This window comes from Fontibacillus phaseoli (genome assembly GCF_003337355.1).
Taxonomy (GTDB): Bacteria; Bacillota; Bacilli; order Paenibacillales; family Paenibacillaceae; genus Fontibacillus; species Fontibacillus phaseoli.
Genome location: NZ_QPJW01000004.1, coordinates 38858 through 53734, shown reverse-complemented (window position 1 = coordinate 53734; position 14877 = coordinate 38858). Strand labels below are relative to the sequence as shown.

At 50.1% G+C, this 14877-nt stretch carries 14 protein-coding genes; all 14 read right to left on the bottom strand.

Going from position 1 to position 14877, the window contains the following annotated elements; all coding sequences use genetic code 11:
* Positions 1 to 82 precede the first annotated feature (82 nt).
* Entirely contained in the window at positions 83 to 763 is a 681-nt protein-coding gene (pgmB, locus tag DFP94_RS12875) for a beta-phosphoglucomutase (protein WP_245954791.1), read from the bottom strand.
* Entirely contained in the window at positions 756 to 3119 is a 2364-nt protein-coding gene (locus DFP94_RS12870) for a glycoside hydrolase family 65 protein (RefSeq protein ID WP_114496880.1), read from the bottom strand. Before DFP94_RS12870 ends, pgmB begins: the two co-directional genes overlap by 8 nt.
* 29 nt (positions 3120 to 3148) lie before the next feature.
* Positions 3149 to 3961 carry a carbohydrate ABC transporter permease gene (locus DFP94_RS12865; protein ID WP_114496879.1) on the bottom strand — a complete coding sequence of 271 codons (813 nt, stop codon included), beginning with the start codon at positions 3959 to 3961 and terminating at the stop codon, positions 3149 to 3151.
* 3 nt (positions 3962 to 3964) lie between these two features.
* The gene (locus DFP94_RS12860; RefSeq protein WP_114496878.1) at positions 3965 to 4915 is read right to left on the bottom strand and encodes a carbohydrate ABC transporter permease; all 951 of its coding nucleotides are present in this window, start codon (positions 4913 to 4915) and stop codon (positions 3965 to 3967) included.
* 229 nt (positions 4916 to 5144) lie between these two features.
* On the bottom strand, positions 5145 to 5963 hold the full coding sequence (gene nadE / locus DFP94_RS12855; RefSeq protein WP_114496877.1) for an ammonia-dependent NAD(+) synthetase: 819 nt from the start codon (positions 5961 to 5963) through the stop codon (positions 5145 to 5147).
* A 16-nt stretch (positions 5964 to 5979) separates the two neighbouring features.
* Positions 5980 to 6594, bottom strand: a complete 615-nt coding sequence (gene nadD, locus DFP94_RS12850) for a nicotinate (nicotinamide) nucleotide adenylyltransferase (protein ID WP_114496876.1) — start codon at positions 6592 to 6594, stop codon at positions 5980 to 5982.
* 13 nt (positions 6595 to 6607) lie between these two features.
* Positions 6608 to 8068 (bottom strand): nicotinate phosphoribosyltransferase, encoded by a 1461-nt coding sequence (locus tag DFP94_RS12845; RefSeq protein WP_114496875.1) that lies wholly within the window; start codon positions 8066 to 8068, stop codon positions 6608 to 6610.
* A 41-nt stretch (positions 8069 to 8109) separates the two neighbouring features.
* Positions 8110 to 8658, bottom strand: a complete 549-nt coding sequence (locus tag DFP94_RS12840) for a cysteine hydrolase family protein (RefSeq protein WP_114497116.1) — start codon at positions 8656 to 8658, stop codon at positions 8110 to 8112.
* A 47-nt stretch (positions 8659 to 8705) separates the two neighbouring features.
* A complete protein-coding gene (locus tag DFP94_RS12835) occupies positions 8706 to 9482 on the bottom strand; it encodes an NUDIX hydrolase (RefSeq protein WP_114496874.1) in 777 nt (258 codons plus the stop codon).
* A 222-nt stretch (positions 9483 to 9704) separates the two neighbouring features.
* Positions 9705 to 10304 (bottom strand): SDR family NAD(P)-dependent oxidoreductase, encoded by a 600-nt coding sequence (locus tag DFP94_RS12830; RefSeq protein ID WP_114496873.1) that lies wholly within the window; start codon positions 10302 to 10304, stop codon positions 9705 to 9707.
* An 8-nt stretch (positions 10305 to 10312) separates the two neighbouring features.
* On the bottom strand, positions 10313 to 11941 hold the full coding sequence (locus DFP94_RS12825) for a sensor domain-containing protein (protein ID WP_181873138.1): 1629 nt from the start codon (positions 11939 to 11941) through the stop codon (positions 10313 to 10315).
* Positions 11922 to 12545 (bottom strand): GerAB/ArcD/ProY family transporter, encoded by a 624-nt coding sequence (locus tag DFP94_RS12820; protein ID WP_114496871.1) that lies wholly within the window; start codon positions 12543 to 12545, stop codon positions 11922 to 11924. Before DFP94_RS12820 ends, DFP94_RS12825 begins: the two co-directional genes overlap by 20 nt.
* Before the next feature lie 21 nt (positions 12546 to 12566).
* The gene (locus DFP94_RS26535) at positions 12567 to 12830 is read right to left on the bottom strand and encodes a GerAB/ArcD/ProY family transporter (protein ID WP_114496870.1); all 264 of its coding nucleotides are present in this window, start codon (positions 12828 to 12830) and stop codon (positions 12567 to 12569) included.
* 965 nt (positions 12831 to 13795) lie between these two features.
* A complete protein-coding gene (locus DFP94_RS12810; protein ID WP_114496869.1) occupies positions 13796 to 14842 on the bottom strand; it encodes a glycoside hydrolase family 130 protein in 1047 nt (348 codons plus the stop codon).
* Positions 14843 to 14877 lie beyond the last annotated feature (35 nt).

The window sequence follows — 14877 nt, the reverse complement described above, 5'->3', positions numbered from 1 at the left end:
AAAACCCCATATTTCAATCCAAAAACTATGCAGTTGAACGTTCGTATAGTGAATCGTTCAACTGCATAGCATCTAATTTCGGCTATCCCACAAAATGACGCCTTATATCGTAGAAAGAAAGTTGCGACGTCTCTGCAACAATATAGTCGGCATCTGAGAGTGTGTCAGCGTCTCCCACGCCTACGGCAAACATTCCTGCGCTTTTGATCGCCTGAATTCCCGCTTCCGCATCCTCCACCCCGACACAATAACGGGAAGCTACCCCAAGTTCCTCCGCCGCTTTCAGGAAAATATCAGGAGCGGGCTTTCCCTGGGCCACGCTCGTTGGGTCCACGATCACATCAAAGAAGGGCTCTACCTTCAACTGCCGCACCAAGGTTCTGGCGTTGCGGCTGGCCGAGGCCAATCCGGCAGGAATTCCCGCCTGCTTAAGGTCATGGAACAAATCCAGGATGCCCGGCAAAATTTCGGATTCATCCACCTTCTCGATCAAGAGTTGATAATTCATGTTTTTGCTGGTAGCCCAATCTTGCTTCTGCTCGAGAGTAAAGGATTTACCCTCGTCAGGTAATTGACTTAGTATTTTTTCCAAAGAAGCCATGCGATCTATCCCTTTCAACTGTTCGTTAAATTTCCAATCAAAAGGAATGTTAAGTTCATCCGCCAACTGTTTCCATGCTTCATAATGGTATTTCGCGGTATCCGTAATGACCCCGTCCAGATCAAAAATGATGGCCTGGATCTCCTGATGCTCTTTATTCACTCGGCATTACCTCCTCAAGATCCACCACAATACGGTCTTTCAACAAATAGGACTGACCGTGTATAGACAGGTTCAACTGCCCTGTCCCTGAGGTCAGCCGCTCCACCAACAGCTTGTCGCGGGTTATCTTCACCTGCAGACGTTCGCTCCGCCACGAGAGTGGGTAGGATAAAGACTCCCAGGCCGGCGGAAGCTTCGGATTCAAACGCAGCGTCCCCTCCCAGGAACGAACTCCACCAAAGCCCATAACGACCGCTTTCCAGATGCCTCCGATCGAAGCGGCGTGAATCCCTTCGTCGCAGCTATGCAAGTTCGTGCCAAGATCAACCCGTGCAGCCTTGGCAAACATTTGATACGCCAGCTCCACGTCATTGACATCGCAGGCTAAAATGCTATGCGTGGATAAACTCAGCGAAGAGTCGTGCAGCGTTTTCGGCTCATAATAATGCCAGTTGGCCGCCTTCGTTTCTCTGGAGAACCAGTCCTCCAGCAAGTAAAACAAGACGAGAATATCCGCCTGCTTGGATACCTGAATATCGCTGAGCTGCGTCATGCTGTAATCGGCAAGAATGGTAGCCACTATCTCCTGGTTCCGATATTTCTCCAGATCAACGACCTGCTTATGCAAATACGTGTCGTCCTGCGGGATGAGCAGTGTGTCCGGATCCGGCTGCGGTAAATAGATGAGCTTAACGATCTCCTCCCATTCCATAAGCCGCTCTGCCAGCGCAAACTTGCTATCCAGTGCTGAGTACACATCGCTTTGCGCATGCATCAGCTGGCGTGCGCATTCCATCGCCTTCGTTATGTTCCAATACGCCATGTAGTTGGTGAACGCATTGTTGTTCACATGCTCTTTGTATTCGTCCGGACCGATGACATCACAGATGTAATACTTCTGATCCTCCTCGCTCCACTCCAACCGGCTTGCCCAGAAAGCCGCGGTCTCTAAAATGATCTCATATCCATAGCGATCCATGTATTCCTGATCGCCGGTTGCCTGATAGTAATGCCAAACCCCGTACGCCACATCCGCCGTAATATGCTGCTCAATTTTCCCCGTCCAAATATAGGTTGGCGTACCGGCAACCACGTCGACGGGTCCCCATTCGGGCGTCTCTTCCTCGCCGGTAACGGCGGATTCCCAGGGATACATCGCACCGCGGTAGCCATTGTCCTTCGCCTTTTTTCGGGCCCCGTTCAAAGTATGATAGCGGTACTCCGCCAATTTGCGTGCCGTCTGCGGGTCCGTGTATAGAAAATAAGGCATAATGAATATTTCTGTATCCCAAAATACATGCCCTTTGTATCCCTCGCCCGTCAGTCCTTTGGCTCCCACGGAAAACCGGCTGTCATGGGCCGGCGTCATCAGAAGCAGATGATACTGCGCAAAATGGACCGCGAGCTGATCAAAAGGGTCTTTGGACCGGATCTCGATCCGGGAATCTGTCCATTGCCGCTTCCAGGCCTGTTCACTCTCGGCGAAGAGTTGATCGAAGCCTTTGATCGCCGCCTGCCAAACATGGTCGCGGGCCGTCTCCTGTAATGCAGGGAGATTTGCGACCGGATGATCGCTCCACTCCAAATCGATACTGGTATGAACGGTCGCTATTTTATCCAGTGTAATGCGCTTGCCAGCCTCCGCCTTGATTTTATAGGTCAATAATACTTTTCTGCGCTCCATGGCTGGAGCAGGCGACACATTCAGACGGGTTCCATCCTTGGACAGATGGTGGAGACACGTATGCACGAAATCAATCCCGGACTCGGTCGTAGTGGCTGTAAGCTGAAGCAACTCCTGATCAAATATCCGCCGCTCCCCTTCCAGAAAATGCTGTGCGCCCGAATTAGCCATCTGGCCGTTGATACCCGACCGGATCGTAATCTCAGCGTCCTGATTCAGCGGCGTAATCTCCGCCCGAATCCCTATCAGATGCCGGTCCCTAAGCGAAACGAAACGCCGGAAACATAACTTGTACTGTACACCTGCTTCGTCTTCCCAGAGAATTTCACGCCGAAGTTCTCCCTGTCGTAGATCCAGTTCCCGGCGGTAGGCGTGGATCGTCCCTTTTTCCAAATGAAAAGGGACTCCGTTCAAGGAGATGTCCAACCGCACCATATCGGCCGCATTCGGCAGCTCCGTAACTTCCTGATTCGCAAAGCGGTTATAGGTGCCCGCAACAAACATATTCCGCCGCTCCCCGGTATAGGCCTCCTCCGTAGTAGCTCTGAGTCCCAGATAACCATTCCCTTGGCATAGGATCGTCTCGAACTTAGCCAAATATCTGGCGTCAAAGGCATTTTCCGCTATGATCCACCCGGCACTCCCATGATCTTTCCCTTTGTATTCAATCAAGCTAATTCCTCCTCTCCCGTAAGCCTCTGTTATCCTTTAAGCCCTGTCGTCGCAATCCCCTGCACCATATGACGTTGGAAAATCAGGAACACTACGATGATCGGTAACGTCAACAGTACCACCCCGGTCATGGTCAGGTTCGGCCATTCAAAATATCGGTTCTTCAACGTGTTCAGCCCAACCGTCAAGACATACCAGCGGCTGTCATTCACCAGCGTTACCGGCCAGACGAAGGAGTTCCAGGTTCCCGTAAAACTGAATATGATCTGCGTACCGATCGCTCCTTTGGACAGGGGTAGCATGATGCGGGAGAAAATACCGATTTTGTTCAAACCGTCAACCTCCGCGGCTTCTTCCAGCTCTCTTGGAACCGTCATAAAAAACTGGCGCATCAGAAAAACGAGAAACCCTTGGAACAAGAACGGAACAATCAGTCCCTGGTAGCTGTTCAGCCATTTCATGTCCACAATCATGGAGAAAATCGGGATGATCATCACCTGATACGGAACCATCATCATCCCGATAACCAGGAAGAACACCACACCTCTGCCCCGATAGTTCAGGCGGGCTAAAGAGTAAGCGGCCATCGTATTGATGATCAGATTCCCGATCAGAATGCCCAGGGTAACGATGATTGAGTTTTTATACCAGATCAGAACATCGGAGTTCGCAAAGATATCCTGGTAATTTTCAAAGGTCCATCGCCCCGGGAGAACCAGATGACCGATATCCGCTTTGGACAGAAGAGAGGTATAAATCGCATAACCAAAAGGCACGATGAAGAAGATCGAGAATCCGCACAGCAGCAAATAACGTAAGAACTGGGCTTTTCGGCTATCCATCACTTAAATCTCCTCCCGAACAAACCGTTTTTGCAGCATGGACAGCACAATAATGATGGCGAAAATAATAAATGCCGCCGCGCTCCCGTAACCGGAACGGTTGTAGCTGAACGCCTGACTGTAGAAATAAGTTACGATCGTACTGGTTGCTCCGGCCGGACTTCCAAGCGATCCGTTTCTCGCCAAGGCATAGGGCTGGTCAAACAGCTGCATGACATTGATAATGCCCGACATAATGACCAGAAAAGTCACCGGCTTCAGCATGGGCACCGTGAGTCTCCAGAATTGCTGCCAGCCATTGGCGCCATCCACGCGCCCCGCTTCGTAAATATCATTCGGAATGGTTTGCAGTCCTCCCAAATACACCACCATGTAGAAGCCCACATAAGTCCAGATGGTTAAAATCATCAGGAAAGGCAGGGCATAAGTCACATTGGCATACCACGAAACATCGGGGAATCCAAACCAGGTCAGCATCCGGGTAGCTATCCCTTCATGCTGCATAAACAGATACATAAATACCGTGGTCACCGCAATTGTCGAAGTAATATACGGCATGTAATACAACGTACGGAACATGCCCTTCAAATGCAGCACCTTGTTCAGGTTCACGGCAATCACTAAGGCAATAATCGCCTGCAGCGGAACCGCCACGACGGTCAACATCATGGAATGGCCGAATGCCGTCCAGAAGTCGGAATCTTTAATAATCTCGGCGTAGTTGCTGAATCCGACAAATTGAGCGGCGTCCGGATTCAAGAAACTAATGTCCTGCACACTGTAAATAAAGGATTGGATCAATGGGTAATAAAACCAGATGCCCATCAAAATCAGGATGGGGGCCACAAACAAGTAGCCTACAAACGTTGATGAATTTCCCAATCCGGCCACTTTGGATTTAAATCTCCGGTGTGGCCGGGTCAAGGAACGCTGAGTTTCTAAATTCGGCGTCATGGTGTTACTCCTTCCGCTTACGAACCCCTTGTTCGTATAATGTAGTTTGATTTCGAGTCCCAAGTCAGAGAAATCAAAGCTTCTACTTCATCATAAAAAGAGGATGTATTTCGTGAAACAGAGGATATTTACAAGACTCCGAGGATTTTTACATTGTCTCTTTGCTCAATAAAAAGAAGGCTGCCCAAGGAATCATCCTTGGGCAGCCTTTAAGCTTACCTTATTTCATTTATTTCCACCACTCGTCAAAAGGGGTAACCGGAAGTTCCCTTTTGTGCATGGTGACGGCGTAGCGTCTTTCGATATTGGCTTTAGCCTGCGGATCCACTTCGTTCCCCGTCAAATATTGATCGAGCACATCATAGGTCATGCCCAGTTCCGTCTCGTCAGCTTGCTGAGGCTTGTTGTCCAGCAGGTCGGCTGTCGGGACCTTCAAATACAAGCGTTCCGAGGCGTTCAATTCCTGAAGAAGCTGACGTCCTTGGCTCTTAGAAAGTCCCGACAACGGCAAAATGTCGGCCCCCCCGTCGCCGAATTTCGTAAAGAAGCCGGTAATGGCCTCCGCCGCATGATCCGTGCCGATGACCAGGCAGCCTTTTTCCCCGGCAATCGCATACTGGGCGATCATTCGCATCCGGGCTTTGACATTCCCTTTGTTGAAGTCGGACATCGGCTGACCTACCGTTTCCTGAAATTGTTCCGAAACGGCGGTAACGGGATCCTGGATGTTAAACACATAGGATTCATCCGGCTTAATAAACGCCAATGCCTCCTGGGCATCGGCCTCATCCTTTTGGGTGCCGTGAGGCAACCGTACCGCGTAAAACGTAGCGTCGACTCCCTCGGCACGAAGCTCTTCAGCCGCCAATTGCGACAGACGTCCTGCAAGCGAAGAATCCTGCCCGCCGCTGATGCCGAGCACAAACCCTTTGGCCCCCGCCTTTTTGCAATAGGCTTTCAGGAAATCGATCCGGGAACGAATTTCCTCTTTCGCGTCTACAACCGGTTTTACTTTTAATGCCTCGATAATTTGATCTTGCGTGCTCATTTTGTTTCTCTCCTCTCTATTTGTATAATTGGTGATTCTTAATGTATGTGTAACAGCTGTCCGGAACCAGATACCGAGGCTCGCCGCCCCGCTTGAATTCGTCCCGGATATAGCTGGAACTGATTTCCATAGCTAACCCTTTATCGATCAGATGAAAGGTTTGCCCGTCATCGGCATTACGAAGAATCGGAGATTTGCTGATGGCCGCCAGCATATTGATACCGTCTCTGGCCATGACGATAAATTTATTTTCGGAGATCAGCTCTTGTGACTTCTTCCACTTTCCTTCCCCGATATCCAACAGCAAATCTGCTCCCATTATAAAATAGATTTCGTCAGCGGGATATTTCGTTTTGAAATGATTCAGCGTCAAATAAGTGGCGATTTCCCATCCCGGCTGATTCATTTCGTAGTCGTCAGGGATAAACTTATCATTTCCGGCGATAGCCAGCGTGATCATATTCCAGCGATGCTCGTCGCTGATTTGCATCGTTTTGTCGGGACGTTTGCCGGAGCAGGGCAAGAAGATGACTTGATCCAATTTGCAGCGGTGTGCCACCGTGCTTGCCGTCCAAAGATGAACATTCGTAATGGGATCAAACGAAGATCCGTAGATGCCGATTTTGGCCATGACGCCCTCCCCCTTAAGCCCACGTTCTTTCGCTTACTTTTTGCTGCACCTCTTCAATCAATCTCATTTTGTTGTTCCAGCAGGCTTGGCTTAAGTCAACGGGATATTCCGCCGGGTTCAGAAGCCGCTTGTACTCATCCCACAACACGTTCAGGTTCTCCGCAGCGAACTCTCTGATTTCTTGCAGCGTCGGGACAGGATACACCAGATTTCCGTCCTCGAAAATGATCCGGTGAAGCTCCCTTGCTTCGAAATTGGTGACGAATTTGGCAATATGCGTATGCACGGGATGGAACATCTTAAGCCGCTCCTCGTGTTGCGGGTCTTCGTTTTCCAAAGCGATATAATCGCCTTCCGACTTGTGATTGGCTCTATTGATGATGCGAAATACCCTCTTCCGTCCAGGGGTCGTGATCTTCTCCGGGTTCGAGCTGATTTTGATCGTATCGATCATTTCACCGTGCTCATCCTCGATCGAAATTAGTTTGTATACCGCCCCCAAAGCGGGTTGGTCATATGCGGTAATCAGCTTGGTGCCGACGCCCCATACATCGATTTTTGCTCCTTGGGCTTTCAGGTTCATGATGGTCAATTCGTCCAGATCATTGGTCGCGTAAATTTTCGCATTTGGGAAACCCGCCTCATCGAGCATTTTCCGCGCCTCCTTGGAGAGATAGGCCAAATCGCCGCTATCCAGCCGGATGCCCATAAAGTTGATCTTATCGCCGAACTCCCGGGCTACCTGAATCGCCGTAGGAACACCCGATTTGAGCGTATCGTACGTATCCACCAAAAATACGCAATCCTTGTGGCATTCGGCATATTTGCGGAATGCCATATATTCATCCCGGTAAGCCTGAACCATCGCATGGGCGTGAGTTCCTACCGTAGGAATCCCGAACAGCTTGCCGGCTCTTACGTTCGATGTGGCTTCAAACCCCGCAAGATAAGATGCTCTCGCTCCCCAGATCGCGGCATCCATCTCCTGCGCCCGGCGGGTCCCGAATTCCATGCTGATCCCGTCACCGATCACCTGCTTGATCCGCGAAGCTTTCGTGGCGATCAGGGTTTGAAAGTTGACGATATTCAGCAGGGCGGTTTCGATCAATTGGGCTTCCGCCAAGGGCGCTTCAATGCGCATAATCGGCTCGTTGGCAAACACGAGTTCTCCTTCTTGCATCGAGCGTACCGTGCCCGTAAATTTGAGCGTGGCAAGATAAGCCAAATAATCCTCGGCATACCCCTCTTCTCTTAAATAAGCCAAATCGCTCTCGGTGAAGCGAAAATCCGACAGGTAGCGGATCGCCCGCTCCAGCCCCGCAAAAACGGCATACCCGTTTTGAAACGGAATTTTGCGGAAGTAGATCTCGAATACGGCCTTACGCTGATGAATGTTATCTTTCCAATACGCCTGGGCCATGTTAATTTGGTACTTGTCCGTGTGCAAGGCGAGACTATCGTCCGTATAGCTCATCTCTCATTCCCCCTCCAGAATTAGATCTTTGAATAATACAACTATCGGATCACCGCACCGAGCGAGCCTTTGAAATGCCGCAATGCCCAAGCATGGCCTTCCTGATCAAAACTCGCCACCGCCTGTTCGTGAATCACCAGGCTGAAGCCTTTATTATAAGCATCCACCGCCGTATGCAGCACGCAGATATCGGTGCACACGCCCACCAGGTGGAGTTCCGTAATTCCTCTGGTCCGTAGCTGAAGTTCCAAATCCGTACCGGCAAAAGCGCTGTATCTCGTCTTATCCATCCAACGAACGTTTTCGGTATCTTGATTGGCTTTGTACAAATCGCCCAGCGTCCCGTAAAGCCCGCGTCCGGCCGTTCCTTCGATATTATGGGGCGGAAACAGCTTGGTTTCGGGATGCAGGGTGTCCCCCTGCTTATGAAGATCGATGGCAAAAACCACATAATCCTTATTTTGTATAAACTCTCTGGTTATATCCGTAATTTTGTCCTCGATGGCTTGCCCGGGAAGTCCGCAAGTCAGAGCGCCGTCCGCGGCGACAAAGTCATTCGTATAATCAATATTGATTAAAGCCCGCTTCATTTCCGTTATCATCGTCATCCAGGTTTCCTCCTCGATTTGAGAATCCATTACTTTCTGGCATGATACAGCGAAGTATTTGCCTCTACATCAATAAAACGATACAGCTGCGTCGGTTTCTTGGATGTGCGCGTTGTCTTTTTCCCCGTGATCTCCTGAATGAAGGGCAGGGATTTGATTTTTCTGGCAAAGGCGGCATCCAGGGCAATCGCGGAATCCTTCGTCACCGTCAACAGTACGGCCTGGAGTTCGGAGTAAGTAAACTCCGCCGGCAGAAACTCCTTAGCCACGGTACTTTGCAGCAGCTTATGGCGGATCTCCGAAATCGCATCGGAGATGATCTCCGCGTGGTCAAAGGCCAGATCAAGCTCCAGCACCTCTTGTACGGAGAAAAGCTCCACCTCGCTTGCGTCGTCATTCGCCTGGCGTTTGGCAAGCTGATGTTCCGGAACGATTGCATAGTGGGCATTGGATATGATCCATCCTCTCGGATCGCGGCCCGGGGTATCATATACGCCAAAGTGCTGAAGGTGAATATCGTCTACTCCGGTCTCCTCCCTAAGTTCCCTTAGGGCCGATTGAAAGGCGGTTTCCGCCGGATCGACGAACCCGCCGGGCAAAGCCCACTTTCCCGCTTCGATATTCGGGCGGCCCTCGCTGTCCGTCATGCTCCGTCTGATCAGCATCAGCTTGAGATCCATCACCGGCGGTTTGAACATCTCGCTTTTCGCGGATAAAATCGTAAACACCGCGATGTCGGCAGTATAACCGTCGGGAGTTCTGTACTTTTTCACATCGTATTGATGCATGGCTTGCTCATTTGACATTAGCTAAGGTCCCCTTCTACATTTTAACTTTTAACATTTAACGTTTTGTTAATTGTATTGTATGCAGGTATTGAATTATTGTCAACCATGTTTCCCCAAGTCACCATTGGTTCCGGAATGGATGCGACCATCTTATATAAAAAAAGACTGAAGAGCCCAAAGCTCTTCAATCTTTTGTATTTCGAACCAGGAAACGTATTGCCGCGATTCGAGGTATGAATCTTATTGTGCCGCATATCCCCCATCGACAAGCAGCGAAGTGCCGGTCACAAAATCATTTTCGCATAAGAAGACAATCGCATGCGCGATTTCTTCAGGCCGGCCGAGTCTTCCAATAGGATGCCTGCCAACAAGCCCATCATAAAATTCGCCCAGCGCCACTTTATTCACCATGCCGGATTCGACATACCCCGGACAAATCGCATTGACCCGAATATTTTTACCGGCGTATTCAATAGCTAGCGACTTCGTCATCAAATTAACGGCCCCTTTGGAAGCATTGTAGGCAAAAGCGCCGGCTTCCCCGACATGCCCCAGAATGGAGGCCGTGTTGACGATAGAACCGCCGCCTGTTTTGAGCATCTCGCGAATAGCGTATTTTGCGCCGTAAAATACCCCGTTTTGATTAACGGAGATGACTTTATTGTAGTCTTCAAAAGAAAGCTCATGCGTAGCTGCCATCGTACCGATTCCCGCGTTGTTGACAATGACATCTAGTTTGCCGTACTTTTTGACCGTCTCGTCGACGAGGTTCTCTACGGATTTTTCATCTGCCACATTAACCTGTATAAAAGACACGTCCCCAACCGGCGTCTTACCCATACCGCCGCTCAGGCATAAACCCGATACGTGTTCTTTCCTTGTGATTTGGCCAGATACAGCGCGGTATCCGCCTTATGGATCAATTCTTTTTCCCGGTCACCCGGCTCGTAAAAAGCAATACCGATGCTGGATGTGGTAACGAATTCATGACCAAGAATGTTCCAGGGCTGGCGTAGAGCATGGAGGATTTCTTCGGCGCATGTTACGGCTTGCTCCACGCTCTCCAAATCGGGCAAAACTACGACGAATTCATCCCCGCCGATCCGGGCCAAAATATCATTGTTTTTGATGCACTGTTTTATCCGAATCGCAAATTGCCTCAGAAGCTCATCCCCTGTATCATGGCCCCATGTATCATTAATTCGCTTGAATTTATCCAGGTCCAAAAACATAACGGCGAGGTTACCGGCAGGCGGCTCACCTGACTTCAAAATCCGTTCGATCGCTGCGCTGAAATGTCTCCGGTTGGGAACGCCGGTCAACGTATCTTTGAAACTTAAATGCTCCAGCTGTCCCTGATATTTTTTGCGCTCCGTGATTTCGCGACCGACCAGCATCATATTTTTGAAATGTCCCTCTTCATCGAACATCGGCGATCCCTTTAGCTCTACCCACACTTGATGCCCTTCTTTATGCCGCCGGACGATTTCATATGTGAATGGTTTCTGGGAGACTACCATATCGAAAAAGATCAGTTGAAATTCTGGGTCATCGCCTTTATCGGGCCGGTAAAACACCCATTTTCCGATGTATTCCTGCGGCCCATAGCCCAGCACCATTTTATGGGACGGCGATGCAAAGGTCACGATCCCGTCAAGATTAACCAACTGGATAAGATCCAGGGAATTTTCGGCCAAAAGGCGGTAGCGTTCCTCACTCTCTTTCAAAGCGTCCACCACCAGCCTCTGCGCCGTGATATCCCTAATCATCGCTAGAATTACCGGAGTATCTCCCTGAGTCACAGAAACCGTACCCAAATCGACATATGTAGTAGTCCCGTCATTCCGGTTCATTCTCAATTCCACATAAGACGGGCCTTGATCTTTTTTCGTTCCGGCGGCAAGCTGTTCCAGCCTCTCCCGGTCATCCGGATGAATGAGGGAAGAGATGGATTTTCCGATCAGATCGCCATTTCCGGCATATTCGCCGGCGGACGAGTTGGCATAAACGATCTCTCCTTCTTCACAAACCAGAATCCCTTCAGGCAGTACTTCCAGCAGCTTCCGATACCTTTCTTCGCTCTCCATCAGTGCTTTTTCCAGGCGAAGTTGCTCCGTAATATCAATGGCGACGCCAAAAACGCCGACGACTTCCTCGCCGGTTAGCAAAGGTACGTTTTTAACTTGCACATACACCAGTCTCCCGTGTTTATCTACGGCCTCGGTTTTAAATTCACACGGAATTCCCTGCAGCACTTTGTCAAAATACTGATTTACTTCATCTATTTGAGCGGGAAGGATGAATTTTTCATACGGCATTCCCAGGATTTCTTCTTTCAAGTATCCGAACGTTTTCGTGACCCCTAGATTCACATCCATTACTTTACCTTCGGCGGAAAGAATAAAGATCGCGTCCGTATTGTAATCGATAATGGATTTATAAACATCAATGGATTGTTCACTCCAAAATCCGCCCATCTGGTTCCTCCTTCGCATTCCTCTCAACCAATTTATATATCGACAATCTATCATAGATTTTATTAGGCTGAATTTCAAATTTGAACCGATGGATACAGAAAAGAACCGAAAGAGGGGCGGGCTTAATCTTTCCCTTTCCGGTTCTTTGTACCTTCCCCCCGACAAGATCGCGCAAACAGACCGCGGCCGTAAAAAGATGCAGCGACATTTTAATGAATGCGTTCACCACCAAGTAAATGATGCCGATCGCATCCAGGTTATCCAGATAATTCATATTGGACAGCTTCAACAGGGCAAACCCCGGATACATCATTTGTTGGAATACCGCTTCTCCCATGCCGGAAACCACGAGCAAGTCCATCAATGCAATGCTGAATCCGGCTACGAGCGTTCCGCCGGCGGTCCAGAGCGCCAAGCCTTTTTTCTCGCTTACATAGCCCCATATCACCGCAAATTCGATGCTCTCCCCGTACGTCTGCATAAGGCCGAGCGGCCAGACGGTTTTCAAGATCCGCCCCCAGCCCTCGCCGGCAACGGGAAGCAGATTGGCAAAATGAAACGTGCTGGAGGTCCACGCATAAAAAAGTAATCCCGATAATCCAATCGGGGGTACGTTTAAGAATGGTTATCGGAAAAAGAAACCGTATGTCGCTGATGATGCGAGCGGCATTATAAATAAACAGCAGCGGAAAAGCCAGGAAAAAAGCGTGCCCCACCATTTTCCAAATACCGACGGGAACCACTCTACGAGAGTCAGACCTCCGGTCGCCTTAAAAATGAACAGATAAACCAGCATAAGGCAAGCACCAAGCACCGCGGAAATCGCCGAAGCCAGCCATGCATCCCGCCCTGCTTCTGAAGCAAAGCCGAATATGACCGTCGTTCCCAATTAATACAACGCTAACAGCGCAAACATCTCATACTTCGAAATCTGCGTCATTCCCGACCCACCTCGCTGGTTTTTATCGTTTGATTGGTAAGGCCGGTGCGCAGCACCCTCACATCCACCTCAACTTTGGTTTCCATTTCCGAAAACAAGACATCCCATTGATCCCCATAAGTCAGAAGCCCCAACAGAACTAAGCCTACAGCTCACGGATCCGCTTCCTTATATGTTCATCGATCTCTTGGAATTTCAATTGCTCGAGCCGGACCGGTTCCTGATCTCTTCGAGATCTCCGCTATCCTCTTCCGTAAACCTGTACTGGGAGCCTTGCTTTTCCGCAACAAGCAGCCCTTCACCGATTTTCATGTTCGCTGCTCCTTTAGGGCCATTGTTGTTTGTTTATGAATCAAATTACATAACATGGAATTGAAAAAACCTCTGCTTGTACCAGAGGATCATGATAGAAATTTATATGGTTTATACTCTCCCTATTCCCCTATTCAATCCTGCTGAAATGCTGAAAATATGAAAAAATTAGATAGGGGAGCGCCTGCTCTTACTCCGCCGAAAAATTCTAACGGACACAGGAGACCTTATCTGCTCCGAATCGGAGATCCCGGCAAGCTAACGGACACAGGAGACGCTAATCCCCGGAATTTGGCCTTCCTCATGGCTTTTCGGACAAATTAAGGGCTGTGGTGGCCGTTAGATTTTTATACCGGTTATTTTTGCTTCATTAAGGTCTCTGGTGGCCGTTAGAATTGGTTTCCTGTGTGGATCAACCGGCCTCTCGATGATTAGCCGGTTCAATCCGATCGGCCCGATCGGGCCATGCGGGTCCGTCCATGGGCGTCCACCTGGATGCAGAAGGGGAAAAGCAGAAAAGGACAGCTTGAGCCTATTGGAAGCAGCAAGCCCCCGGTTCTCTTGAACCGGGGGCTTGCAATATGGAGGGGCGCACAATGAGCTTATGATAGCGTGCTAAAGATGTCGTCCAGCGGAATATCCGCCACCGCCATCACCTCGTCAGCGGCTCCGTAATACATGCGGACGGTATCTCCGATCAGGAGCGCGCCGCAAGAGAATACGACGCCCCCGAAAAATCCGTTCACCTCATAATCCGCTTCCGGTTCCATAAACGGGCGTGTCGATCGCGCGATGACTTTTCCGGGATCTTCAAGATCGAGCAGCGCTGCCCCCATACAATAGCGATGTTTGGCATCCGCCCCGTGGTACAGCACCAGCCAGCCACGCTCCGTACGGATTGGAACTGCGCCTCCGCCCATTCTCCCCGAATCCCAGCCTTGCTCGCTGAGGCCCATCAGAAAGCGATGGTTACCCCAATGCAAGAGATCGGGCGATTCGGCGATCCACATCTCGGGAGCGCCGAACGATTTCGGAACCGGACGGTGCAGAGTATAATATTTGCCGTCTATTTTCTCCGGGAACAACATGACGTCTTTATTCTCGGGAGCCAGCATAAGTCCGTGCCGTTTAAACGTGACAAAATCCTTCGTCTCCGCCAGACCCGCTCCAACGCCACGAATCGAGGCAGAGCTGTAAGTAATATAATAAGTATCCCCGATTTGCGTTATGCGCGGATCTTCAATCCCCCATGCTTCCAAGGCGTTCTCCGGAAACAGGGCAGGCTGCGGATCAATGTCGAAATGAACGCCGTCCTTGCTCCGCGCTACGCGAAGATGGGAGAGGGACGTGAGCATGATTACCTGTCCGTCGACCGCCACAAAGCGCGAATCGGTGAAATCGTAACGCGGGTCGGTTTCCTCGTACCGTTCCACGATCACCTCGGTACCCGCTTCGTTTAACCGGGGAACAAGCACCTCGCCCGGCCGGTCCAAAACCGGCGCTTCCGCTACGCGAAGGAGCAAGATCGTTTCGCCTTCATATTTCGCGACACCGGCATTAAACGCTCCCAGTACTTTGAAATCAGGGCGCGACGGCTTAACGTCCTCCGCCCGGATCACTGGATTTTGCGCGCAGCGTATAACATTCATAGATAAAATACCTCTTTCCATTCTGAATATAGGGT

Coding starts and splice junctions, on each gene's coding strand:
- DFP94_RS12865 (WP_114496879.1), bottom strand. CDS start 3,961: ATGGATAGCCGAAAAGCCCAGTTCTTACGTTATTTGCTGCTGTGCGGA.
- DFP94_RS12860 (WP_114496878.1), bottom strand. CDS start 4,915: ATGACGCCGAATTTAGAAACTCAGCGTTCCTTGACCCGGCCACACCGG.
- nadE (WP_114496877.1), bottom strand. CDS start 5,963: ATGAGCACGCAAGATCAAATTATCGAGGCATTAAAAGTAAAACCGGTT.
- nadD (WP_114496876.1), bottom strand. CDS start 6,594: ATGGCCAAAATCGGCATCTACGGATCTTCGTTTGATCCCATTACGAAT.
- DFP94_RS12845 (WP_114496875.1), bottom strand. CDS start 8,068: ATGAGCTATACGGACGATAGTCTCGCCTTGCACACGGACAAGTACCAA.
- DFP94_RS12840 (WP_114497116.1), bottom strand. CDS start 8,658: ATGAAGCGGGCTTTAATCAATATTGATTATACGAATGACTTTGTCGCC.
- DFP94_RS12835 (WP_114496874.1), bottom strand. CDS start 9,482: ATGTCAAATGAGCAAGCCATGCATCAATACGATGTGAAAAAGTACAGA.
- DFP94_RS12830 (WP_114496873.1), bottom strand. CDS start 10,304: ATGGGTAAGACGCCGGTTGGGGACGTGTCTTTTATACAGGTTAATGTG.
- DFP94_RS12825 (WP_181873138.1), bottom strand. CDS start 11,941: ATGGGCGGATTTTGGAGTGAACAATCCATTGATGTTTATAAATCCATT.
- DFP94_RS12810 (WP_114496869.1), bottom strand. CDS start 14,842: ATGAATGTTATACGCTGCGCGCAAAATCCAGTGATCCGGGCGGAGGAC.